This is a genomic window from Citrobacter sp. Igbk 14 (assembly GCF_028069825.1).
GTDB lineage: Bacteria > Pseudomonadota > Gammaproteobacteria > Enterobacterales > Enterobacteriaceae > Citrobacter.
In genome coordinates, this window is sequence record NZ_JANEWM010000058.1 from 17316 (window position 1) to 27441 (window position 10126).

At 52.1% G+C, this 10126-nt stretch carries 10 protein-coding genes; 7 read left to right on the forward strand and 3 right to left on the reverse strand.

What is annotated here, in order from left to right; all coding sequences use genetic code 11:
* Window positions 1–22: 22 nt before the first annotated feature.
* On the forward strand, window positions 23–973 hold the full coding sequence (locus NNN64_RS18645; RefSeq protein ID WP_271442351.1) for a carbamate kinase family protein: 951 nt from the start codon (window positions 23–25) through the stop codon (window positions 971–973).
* A 12-nt stretch (window positions 974–985) separates the two neighbouring features.
* A complete protein-coding gene (locus NNN64_RS18650; RefSeq protein WP_271442352.1) occupies window positions 986–2368 on the forward strand; it encodes an amidohydrolase family protein in 1383 nt (460 codons plus the stop codon).
* Window positions 2369–2421: 53 nt separating this feature from the next.
* Here NNN64_RS18650 and NNN64_RS18655 read toward each other — a convergent pair whose 3' ends face one another.
* Window positions 2422–3330, reverse strand: a complete 909-nt coding sequence (locus NNN64_RS18655) for a nickel/cobalt efflux protein RcnA (protein ID WP_271442353.1) — start codon at window positions 3328–3330, stop codon at window positions 2422–2424.
* A gap of 121 nt (window positions 3331–3451) precedes the next feature.
* Here NNN64_RS18655 and rcnR point away from each other — a divergent pair, with 121 nt between their 5' ends.
* Window positions 3452–3724, forward strand: a complete 273-nt coding sequence (rcnR, locus tag NNN64_RS18660; protein WP_005123385.1) for a Ni(II)/Co(II)-binding transcriptional repressor RcnR — start codon at window positions 3452–3454, stop codon at window positions 3722–3724.
* A gap of 52 nt (window positions 3725–3776) precedes the next feature.
* Here rcnR and NNN64_RS18665 read toward each other — a convergent pair whose 3' ends face one another.
* Both NNN64_RS18665 and NNN64_RS18670 read right to left on the reverse strand, forming a co-directional pair.
* Window positions 3777–5006, reverse strand: a complete 1230-nt coding sequence (locus NNN64_RS18665) for an amino acid permease (RefSeq protein ID WP_137382681.1) — start codon at window positions 5004–5006, stop codon at window positions 3777–3779.
* Between the two features lie 142 nt (window positions 5007–5148).
* Window positions 5149–5604, reverse strand: coding sequence for a multidrug/biocide efflux PACE transporter (locus tag NNN64_RS18670; RefSeq protein ID WP_271442354.1), 456 nt, complete (start codon window positions 5602–5604; stop codon window positions 5149–5151).
* A 102-nt stretch (window positions 5605–5706) separates the two neighbouring features.
* Between NNN64_RS18670 and NNN64_RS18675 the strand changes: the two genes are divergently transcribed.
* The 4 genes from NNN64_RS18675 (at window position 5707) to kduD (ending at window position 10019) form a co-directional block, all read left to right on the forward strand.
* Entirely contained in the window at window positions 5707–6591 is an 885-nt protein-coding gene (locus NNN64_RS18675; RefSeq protein WP_271442355.1) for a LysR family transcriptional regulator, read from the forward strand.
* Between the two features lie 102 nt (window positions 6592–6693).
* Complete coding sequence (locus NNN64_RS18680) at window positions 6694–7872, forward strand: acetyl-CoA C-acetyltransferase (protein WP_271442356.1); 1179 nt, start codon at window positions 6694–6696, stop codon at window positions 7870–7872.
* Window positions 7873–8363: 491 nt separating this feature from the next.
* Window positions 8364–9200: a 5-dehydro-4-deoxy-D-glucuronate isomerase gene (kduI, locus tag NNN64_RS18685; protein ID WP_005123391.1), complete on the forward strand. Its 837-nt coding sequence runs from the start codon at window positions 8364–8366 to the stop codon at window positions 9198–9200.
* A 57-nt stretch (window positions 9201–9257) separates the two neighbouring features.
* Window positions 9258–10019 carry a 2-dehydro-3-deoxy-D-gluconate 5-dehydrogenase KduD gene (gene kduD / locus NNN64_RS18690; protein ID WP_005123393.1) on the forward strand — a complete coding sequence of 254 codons (762 nt, stop codon included), beginning with the start codon at window positions 9258–9260 and terminating at the stop codon, window positions 10017–10019.
* Window positions 10020–10126 lie beyond the last annotated feature (107 nt).

The window sequence follows — 10126 nt, forward strand, 5'->3', positions numbered from 1 at the left end:
CCTGCAAGCGGAAGAAAATACGATGAAAGAACTTGTGGTCGTTGCCATTGGCGGCAACAGCATTATCAAAGATAACGCCAGCCAGTCTATTGAGCACCAGGCTGAAGCGGTGAAAGCGGTGGCGGACACGGTGCTGGAGATGTTGGCATCGGACTACAACATTGTGCTGACACACGGTAACGGGCCGCAGGTGGGGCTGGATCTACGGCGTGCTGAAATCGCGCACGAACGCGAAGGCTTGCCGCTCACTCCGCTGGCAAACTGCGTCGCTGATACTCAGGGCGGTATTGGCTACCTGATCCAACAGGCGCTGAATAACCGTCTGGCGCGACGCGGTGAGCAGAAAGCGGTGACGGTGGTTACGCAGGTAGAAGTCGACAAGAACGATCCTGGGTTTGCGAATCCAACCAAGCCTATCGGCGCATTCTTCAGTGAAGCTCAGCGTGACGAGCTGCTGCGGGTTAATCCGGGCTGGCGGTTTGTGGAGGATTCCGGGCGCGGTTACCGGCGGGTTGTGGCTTCCCCTGAACCCAAACGTATTGTTGAAGCAGAGGCTATCAAAACGCTGACTCAGCAAGGTTTTGTGGTGATTGGCGCAGGCGGCGGCGGGATTCCGGTAGTCCGTAGCGAGCACGGGGATTATCACAGCGTGGACGCAGTGATTGATAAAGATCTCTCTACTGCGCTGCTGGCGCAGGAGATCCGCGCCGACATTCTGGTGATCACCACTGGCGTAGAGAAAGTGTGTATTCACTTCGGCAAGCCCAACCAGCAGGCGCTGAATACAGTGGATATTGCGGCAATGACCCGTTACATGCAGGAAGGTCACTTCCCGCCAGGCAGCATGCTACCCAAAATTATCGCCAGCCTGACGTTCCTGGCTCGTGGCGGTAAGCGGGTGATCATCACCACGCCGGAATGCCTGCCTGCCGCACTGCGCGGTGAAACGGGTACCCACATTGTCCATTCCTGAGAGGAGATGCGAATGAAGGAAAGTAACAGCCGCCGCGAATTTTTAAGTCAGAGCGGAAAAATGGTCACTGCTGCTGCGCTGTTTGGCGCAGTAGCACCAGTCGCGTATGCTGCTAATCCTGTCGGGACAGCCTGCGGGGCGAAGAACACCATGACGATTAACGATAAACACTACTACCTTGATAACGTTCTGCTGGAAGCGGGATTTGATTACGAAAATGCCGTGGTGGTACATACCCGTACTGCACTGCAAACCGTTGAAATTCAGGACGGGAAGATTGTTGCGCTACGCGAGAATAAGCAGCATTCGGATGCGGCGCTGCCGCATTACGATGCGGGCGGCAAGCTCATGCTGCCCGCGATGCGCGATATGCACATTCATCTGGATAAAACCTTTTACGGTGGCCCGTGGCGCTCATTGAACCGTCCGGCGGGCACCACCATTCAGGATATGATCCGCCTGGAACAAAAGCTGCTGCCTGAACTGCAGCCTTATACTCAGGAGCGGGCGGAAAAGCTTATCGATCTGCTGCAATCAAAAGGGACATCGATTGCCCGCAGCCACTGTAATATTGAGCCAGTTTCCGGGTTGAAAAATCTGGAGAACTTGCAGGCGGTACTGGCGCGTCGTCAGCCCGGTTTCGCTTGTGAAATCGTGGCGTTTCCCCAGCATGGTCTGCTGTTATCGAAGTCTGAACCGCTGATGCGTGAAGCAATGCAGGCGGGGGCACAGTACGTGGGCGGTCTGGACCCGACCAGCGTTGATGGGGCCATGGAAAAATCCCTCGACACCATGTTCCAGATTGCGCTCGATTACAATAAAGGTGTGGATATCCATTTGCATGAAACCAGCCCGGCAGGTGTGGCAGCGGTAAATTACATGGTGGAGACGGTGGAGAAAACGCCACAGCTGAAGGGCAAACTGACCATCAGCCATGCTTTCGCATTGGCAACGCTGAACGAACAGCAGGTTGATGCGTTGGCAACCCGTATGGCGGCGCAGCAGATTACCATTGCCTCGACGGTACCTATCGGCACCTTGCACATGCCGCTGAAACAGCTGCGTGATAAAGGCGTGGAGGTGATTACCGGCACCGACAGCGTGATTGACCACTGGTCGCCGTATGGGCTGGGGGATATGCTGGAGAAAGCCAATCTGTATGCTCAGCTGTATATTCGCCCGAACGAACTCAACCTGTCGCGCGCGCTATTCCTCGCCACAGGTGATGTACTGCCGCTGAACGATAAAGGCGAACGTGTGTGGCCGAAAGCACAGGATGATGCAAGTTTTGTGCTGGTCGATGCGTCCTGCTCTGCGGAAGCGGTCGCGAGGATTTCCCCTCGTACCGCGACCTTCCACAAAGGGCAGTTAGTGTGGGGAAGCGTCGCAAGCTAGTCTTGCTACACGCGCAGCGGCACAGGTTGCTGCGCGTTTCCCTCTGTTGGCTGTTAACCGACGATCCCCAGATAGCCGTGAATCCCCATGTAGAGTCCGACCATGCCGATGAGTGCGCTGGAAAAATAGGGCGCTTTACGCGCCAGTGTGTTAAATCCGCTCCAGCGCTTCGCCGCCTGTTGTACGCTGATAGCCGCGCCAACCCCTACCGTTACCAGCGTTATCGCCAGTCCGAGGCTAAAGCACAGCACCATCGTTGCCCCCAGCGTAAAGGCTTTGAGCTGGATACAAATCAGTAAGACGGTAATAGCCGCAGGACACGGGATCAGGCCACCGGTCAGACCAAACAGTAAAATTTGCCCGTTGGTCACCTCTTTACCCTGAAAACGGCGCTGGATATCGTTGGCATGTGCGCGTTCGTGCGCGTCCTGATACTCTTTCGAACCCTCGCTCAGCCCTGCCAGTGCGGCATGGTCGTGATTATGCTCGTGCTCGTGCTCGTGCTCGTGATGATGGTGATGATCGTCATCGTGGTCATGATGATGGTGGTGATGGTCGTCATGATCATGGTGGTGGTGATGACCGTGATCGTGGTCGTGATGCGTCTGGGCCAGCCAGTTCTGCTCTCCCTGCCAGGTTCGCCAGAACATCCAGAATGCGGTCCCGAGAATAATTATAGCCGAGACAAATTGTAGCCAGGGCTCAACGGCATGGGCGGTAAACGCTTTGCTGATATACATTCCGCCGAGTGCAATCAACCATACTATGGCCGTATGCGACAGGGTAGCCGCCAGCCCCAGCATCACTGCCTGCTTGATAGTCCCCTTTATGGCGATAATAAACGCCGCCATCATTGTCTTTGAATGTCCCGGTTCCAGGCCGTGTAACACCCCCAATAAAATTGCACTGGGAATGAAGAACCAGGCGTTGCCTTGCTGAAGAAGCGTAGAAAATTCACCCATGAGAATGATTCTTAGTTGTCTAATTTCGCTTGATTCTACTCCCCCCCAGTATCAAATACTACCCCCCAGTAGAATGTCGATGGTATTGTCGCTACGGATTTACGTTAATTAAGGTAATGCTATGTCACATACGATCCGCGACAAACAAAAGCTCAAAGCCCGTGCCAGTAAGATTCAGGGCCAGGTAGTGGCGTTGAAAACCATGCTTGATGAACCGCATGAATGCGCGGCTGTGTTACAGCAAATTGCGGCGATCCGCGGTGCGGTAAACGGATTAATGCGTGAGGTGATTAAAGGCCATCTGACCGAGCATATTGTGCATCAGGGCGATGAAATAAAGCGTGAAGAGGATTTGGATGTGGTCCTGAAGGTATTGGATTCTTACATCAAGTAAGGCGGGGTGCGGCTCATCCACGCAATGATGAATGAGCCGTTGATAACGTCATTTAGCCAAAAAACATCACTGATACGCACAACAGACCGACAATCAGGGTGATCAGGTTCCCCACTGAACGATACGGCTTCAGCGCCGGGATCAGATAGGTCGATAATGTCGGCATGATAAACAAAATCATGGCGATGAGCGGACCACTGATCGCGTAAATCATTGAAATGGCATTAGGGTTGATGCAGCAGATGATAAACGTGATGGCCGAAACCAACATAATGGACAGGGCGCGGTTAAAGGCCCGGCTTTTCTTCACGCCTACCTGATGCAGCGACGTTTTTACGACTTCTGTCGCCCCTTCAATCACGCCAAAGTAGGTGCCGAGGAACGATTTTGACATCGCCACCACGGCAACGATAATCCCGGAAATCGACAACCATGCCGGTGCGTTGGGCATCATCGACAGCGCCGAAAGGATGGTTACACCCTCATGTTTGGCATCTTCAATGTAGTTTGCCGGGATAGAAAGCAGACAGCTAAAGACGAAAAACAGTACGCTCAGGCAGATGATGACGTAGGCGACCTTCATGATTTTTTTGCATTTACCCATGGCCTGCTCGCCGTATTTCTCGCGTCTGTCGATGGCAAACGTGGAGATAATGGGCGTATGGCTAAAAGCGAAAACCATCACGGGGATCGAGATCCATACCTGATGCAGCGTGTGCTGATCGAAAGACATCTGGCCGGTGAGTAGCGTCGGCTGCCAGCTTCCGGTCAGGTACAGCGAGAGAAACAGAAAGTACGCGATCAGTGGGAATACCAGAAAGCCCATCACCCGGATGGTGGCCTGGCGACCCATCAGGAAAATTAAATTCAGGACCAGCACCACGCCGAGACTTACCAGCATACGAACGCGTAGATCAATCGTGATATGTTTTGCCAACTGTTCGGTGAGTGAATTGGTGATCGCGACAGCGTAGATCAGCACCACCACAAAGAAGGCGATAAAATAAAGCGTCGTGATCAGGCTGCCTATCTTCTTGCCATAGTAGTGGGTGACTGCACCGGTGATCCCTTCACCTGCAGAGGTTTTTGATGACAGGATAAACTGGCACAGCGCCTTGTGTGGCCAGTAGGTTAAAGGCCAGGCGACGAGTGCGGTGATAAAAAGTACCACTGCGCCTGCAGAACCCAGCTGTATGGGGAGGAAGAGGGTTCCTGCGCCGACGGCAGTCCCATATAGTGCGAAGCTCCAGAGAGTCTCTTCTTTTGACCAAAATTTCGACATTATTTGAACGTATCAACTATAAAATAAACAAAAAGAAGCGCAATTTACCACAAATGAGAGGGGCTGGGGGAGGTGTGAACAAGTGGGCTGGTGAATGGATGAATAGCCGGAATTGAGAAAATTCCGACTATTCTTTGAATTATCAGGCAGTAACGCGCGGCTGACGACGCTTCATTACGCGCTCGCGTAATGTGTCATAAGCCCAGTTATAGAACATGGTGTATGGCAGGAAGAACAGGAAGAAACCTATTTCCAGTGTGAATGCCTGAAGCAGGCTAACGTTCAACACATACGCCACGATACTCACCCCGATGACGATAAAACCACTCTCGAAACCTAAGGCGTGAAATGCGCGGACTTTAGCTGTACGTTTTACCAGGTGTGATGGCCAAAAGCGGTCAAACAGGGCGTTATAAATGATATTCCAGATCATTGCTGTTGTTGCCAGCAGAATGGTCAGCCCGCCCATTTCCAGTACCGATCGCTGCATCAACCATGCGGTGGTTGGTGCAAGAATCGCGGTAGCAATGCCCTCAAAACAGACAGCATGAAAAATGCGCTCCACTAGCGAGCGGCGTTGGACAGTATCGTGTTGCATAACCTAAAAACCTTCTTTGATGCCCGGATAACGGAATGGTGGCAATTTTATCGTTTTATGTGATATCTAAAAGATAGTATCCATCGATAAAGTAGATAGTTCATGCGTTACTCCCCTGAAGCTTTAACGGCATTTGTTGAGACTGTGTCCTGCGGTTCATTTTCTGCGGCGGCCCGGCGGCTACGTAAAAGCCAGTCCACCATCAGCACGGCGATTGCACATCTGGAGGCCGATCTTGGCTTTGCGTTGTTTGACCGTTCGTCACGTCAGCCAACGCTTACCGAACAAGGCAAGCGGGTGCTTGGCTACGTACAGGCGATTTTGTCAGCCAGCGAGCGCCTGGATGAAGCGGCGATTTCGCTGTCGGGTGATACCGAAGCGCGTCTGACCTTTGTGCTTTCGGACACGCTGCATCCGGATGTGCTGGAAGAATTAATGGTGCAGTTTGACCGCAAGTTCCCCCACACAGAATTTGAATGTCTGATTGGTGAAGATGACGATGTGATCGATCTGCTGCAAAAAGGACGCGCGCAGGTTGGGCTGATCGAAGCGCGAGAAAATTATCCGACAGATATGGGCGTCACGCGTTTGCCGATGCAAACCTGGATGGGACTGTACGTTGCGGCCACGCATCCACTGGCGACGCAAAAAAATCTGCAATGGGAGCAGCTCCACACCTGGCGCGAACTGCGTCTGAATACTTATCTGGAAAGTGGGACCAACGTCGCACGTGGCCCTGTCTGGTCTGCTCCCAACTATCTGTTGTTGCTGAGTATGGCGGTACAGGGATTTGGCTGGTGCGCACTACCTTGCGCGCTGGTGGAAGAGTTTGCGGCAGAAAAACCACTGGTTCAGTTGAAGATACCGGGTTGGCCAAAAGCTATCTCAATCGATCTGTTATGGAATAAGAAATCCCCTCCGGGGGTCGCGGGAAGCTGGTTACGTGACCATTTGCAGCAAAGTGGCGTCGCGATGACGAATAAATGATACCTATTTCCTTTGTGATAAAAATCACCATTTTTAAACAACTACGATAACTATCTTTAACAATCATCTACTATTGCGATGTTATTTTGCGCTGAGGTGGTGATGAAAGAGGTTGTGATAGTGGGGGCGTTAAGGACACCGATTGGCTGCTTCCAGGGAACGCTGGCGCGCCACTCTGCCGTTGAACTCGGCAGCATGGTGGTCAGGGCATTACTGGAACGCACTGGCGTGGATGTTCACGCTGTTGATGAGGTGATCCTTGGTCAGGTCCTCACTGCGGGGGCCGGACAGAACCCGGCGCGCCAGTCTGCTATCAATGGTGGATTACCCAATACCGTTTCCGCTATTACCATTAATGATGTGTGTGGTTCAGGTTTGAAAGCGCTGCACCTGGCGACTCAGGCTATCCAGTGTGGTGAAGCTGATATCGTGATAGCTGGCGGGCAAGAGAACATGAGTCGCGCACCGCACGTCCTCACCGACAGCCGAACTGGCGCGCAACTGGGTAACAGTCAACTGGTCGACAGCCTGGTTCATGATGGACTGTGGGATGCTTTCAATGACTACCATATGGGCGTTACCGCTGAAAATCTGGCACGGGAATATGGTATCAGCCGCGAATTACAGGACGCCTATGCGCTGAGTTCTCAGCACAAAGCGCGTATGGCGATTGATGCCGGACGTTTTAAAGATGAAATCGTGCCGGTGGTGACCCAGCGTAATGGGCAATCCTTTGTGGTGGATACCGATGAGCAACCGCGCACCGATGCCAGCGCCGAAGGACTGGCGCGTCTGGACCCTACTTTTGACAGGCTTGGTTCGGTAACGGCGGGTAATGCGTCATCGATAAACGATGGTGCTGCCGCCGTGATGATGATGAGCGAGTCCAAAGCGCAGGCGTTGAATTTACCGGTACTGGCCCGTATTCGCGCTTTTGCCAGTGTCGGCGTTGACCCCGCACTCATGGGGATTGCGCCAGTGTACGCGACGCGTCGCTGCCTTGAGCGCGTCGGCTGGCAACTGGCGGATGTCGATTTGATTGAAGCCAATGAAGCATTCGCTGCGCAGGCATTATCCGTTGGGAAAATGCTGGAATGGGACGAGCGTCGGGTAAATGTGAACGGTGGGGCCATTGCGCTCGGCCACCCAATTGGTGCCTCTGGTTGCCGTATTCTGGTGTCGTTGGTCCACGAGATGGTTAAACGCCGGGCGCATAAAGGGCTGGCAACGTTATGTATTGGTGGTGGCCAGGGCGTTGCACTTGCCATCGAACGTGATTAAGTCTTTAAAATCCCCTATCAGATACACCACCATCGCGCAGTTCCGGTTCATGTAAAAAAGCCCTCCACAAGGAGGGCAAGGCCAGTTACAGAAACATCCACTCTAAAACAACGTTAACTTATCAAAACATCGTTTCATTTCGTGTGATTCACAACGCACTTTGTAAGAAAAGGTGTGTGAATTCCTCTTCAGCAGGGCTGTTTTTTCACAACGCTACTTGTCCCTCTTATTACCTACTCTTTGTTGTATCTTTATAACTAACTGTTTTGTTTGTGTTTTATTTATTTTCTTTGGTGCTGCTTTCGTAGTTTAACCAGGCTAGCGTGATCGCAATTACACTTTTGATAATAAGATGCGGGAAAAGTGAAACATCGTTTTAGTTATAATTGAAAACCCGTTCCGGGAGGGATATCATGAACGCATTAGGTAAAACGGAACGGCGTTTTGCTATCGCTCAAGAATTCACGGTCAATTTATCACTGGAGGTAAATGTGGACGTAAGACAAAGCATCCATAGTGCGCATGCTAAAACCCTGGATACCCAGGCGCTGCGTAATGAGTTTTTGGTAGAAGAAGTGTTTGTTGCTGACGAATACACCATGGTCTACAGCCACATTGACCGCATTATTGTTGGCGGCATTATGCCAGTGGGAAAAACCGTATCCGTGGGTGGCGAAGTGGGTAAGCAACTGGGCGTAACCTACTTCCTGGAGCGTCGTGAGTTAGGCGTGATCAACATCGGTGGGCCGGGCACGATTACTGTTGACGGCCAGTGCTATGAAATTGGTCATCGCGATGCGCTGTATGTCGGTAAAGGGGCAAAAGAAGTTGTTTTTGCAAGCATTGACCCTGCAAAACCCGCCAAGTTCTATTATAACTGCGCGCCGGCACACATGACTTATCCAACCAAAAAAGTGACCCCAGCCGACGTTGCGCCAGTGACGTTGGGTGATGATCTCACGAGTAACCGCCGTACCATCAACAAGTATTTTGTGCCGGACGTACTGGAAACCTGCCAACTGAGCATGGGCCTGACCGAACTGGCGCCAGGCAACCTGTGGAACACCATGCCGTGCCATACCCATGAACGCCGTATGGAAGTCTATTTCTACTTCAATATGGAAGAAGACACCTGTGTCTTCCACATGATGGGGCAGCCTCAGGAAACGCGTCATATCGTGATGCACAATGAGCAGGCGGTAATTTCCCCTAGCTGGTCTATCCATTCTGGCGTTGGTACGAAAGCCTATACCTTCATCTGGGGTATGGTTGGCGAAAATCAGGTCTTTGATGATATGGACCACGTTGCAGTCAAAGATCTGCGCTAGTCGCGGGCGGCTACTCAGCCTGTCTGTGACGGGCATTATAAAAAATAAGGATTTACAATGATTTTGAATGCATTCTCTCTTGAAGGTAAAGTCGCCGTTGTGACGGGTTGTGACACCGGTTTGGGTCAGGGGATGGCGCTGGGTCTGGCGGAAGCGGGTTGTGATATCGTGGGTATCAACATTGTTGAGCCGACTGAAACCATCGAACGTGTTACCGCACTGGGCCGCCGTTTTTTAAGCCTGACCGCCGATCTGCGTCAGATTGATGGTATTCCGGCACTGCTCGAGCGTGCGGTTGCAGAATTCGGTCATATCGACATTCTGGTGAACAACGCCGGTCTTATCCGTCGTGAAGATGCTATCGACTTCAGCGAAAAAGACTGGGACGACGTGATGAACCTGAACATTAAGAGCGTGTTCTTCATGTCTCAGGCGGCGGCGAAGCACTTCATTGCCCAGGGTAACGGCGGTAAAATTATTAATATCGCCTCCATGCTCTCCTTCCAGGGCGGCATTCGTGTTCCGTCTTATACCGCGTCAAAAAGCGGCGTAATGGGCGTGACGCGTCTGATGGCCAACGAGTGGGCAAAACATAACATCAACGTGAATGCGATCGCACCGGGTTACATGGCGACCAATAACACGCAGCAGCTGCGTGCTGATGAGCAGCGTAGCGCCGAAATTCTCGATCGTATCCCAGCGGGTCGTTGGGGTCTGCCAAGCGATCTGATGGGGCCTGTTGTGTTCCTGGCCTCCAGCGCATCTGACTACATTAACGGTTATACCGTTGCGGTCGACGGTGGCTGGTTGGCGCGTTAATTTATCATCCAGCATCAACAAACCCTGCCAATGGCAGGGTTTTTTTGGTTTTAAGTTATTTTAATCCATATTCTGTTTATAAATTAATCCATACATAATTATATATG

Excerpts from the sequence above, each read along its gene's own strand:
- NNN64_RS18645 (WP_271442351.1), top strand. The coding sequence starts at position 23 with ATGAAAGAACTTGTGGTCGTTGCCATTGGCGGCAACAGCATTATCAAA.
- NNN64_RS18650 (WP_271442352.1), top strand. The coding sequence starts at position 986 with ATGAAGGAAAGTAACAGCCGCCGCGAATTTTTAAGTCAGAGCGGAAAA.
- NNN64_RS18655 (WP_271442353.1), bottom strand. The coding sequence starts at position 3,330 with ATGGGTGAATTTTCTACGCTTCTTCAGCAAGGCAACGCCTGGTTCTTC.
- rcnR (WP_005123385.1), top strand. The coding sequence starts at position 3,452 with ATGTCACATACGATCCGCGACAAACAAAAGCTCAAAGCCCGTGCCAGT.
- NNN64_RS18665 (WP_137382681.1), bottom strand. The coding sequence starts at position 5,006 with ATGTCGAAATTTTGGTCAAAAGAAGAGACTCTCTGGAGCTTCGCACTA.
- NNN64_RS18670 (WP_271442354.1), bottom strand. The coding sequence starts at position 5,604 with ATGCAACACGATACTGTCCAACGCCGCTCGCTAGTGGAGCGCATTTTT.
- NNN64_RS18675 (WP_271442355.1), top strand. The coding sequence starts at position 5,707 with ATGCGTTACTCCCCTGAAGCTTTAACGGCATTTGTTGAGACTGTGTCC.
- NNN64_RS18680 (WP_271442356.1), top strand. The coding sequence starts at position 6,694 with ATGAAAGAGGTTGTGATAGTGGGGGCGTTAAGGACACCGATTGGCTGC.
- kduD (WP_005123393.1), top strand. The coding sequence starts at position 9,258 with ATGATTTTGAATGCATTCTCTCTTGAAGGTAAAGTCGCCGTTGTGACG.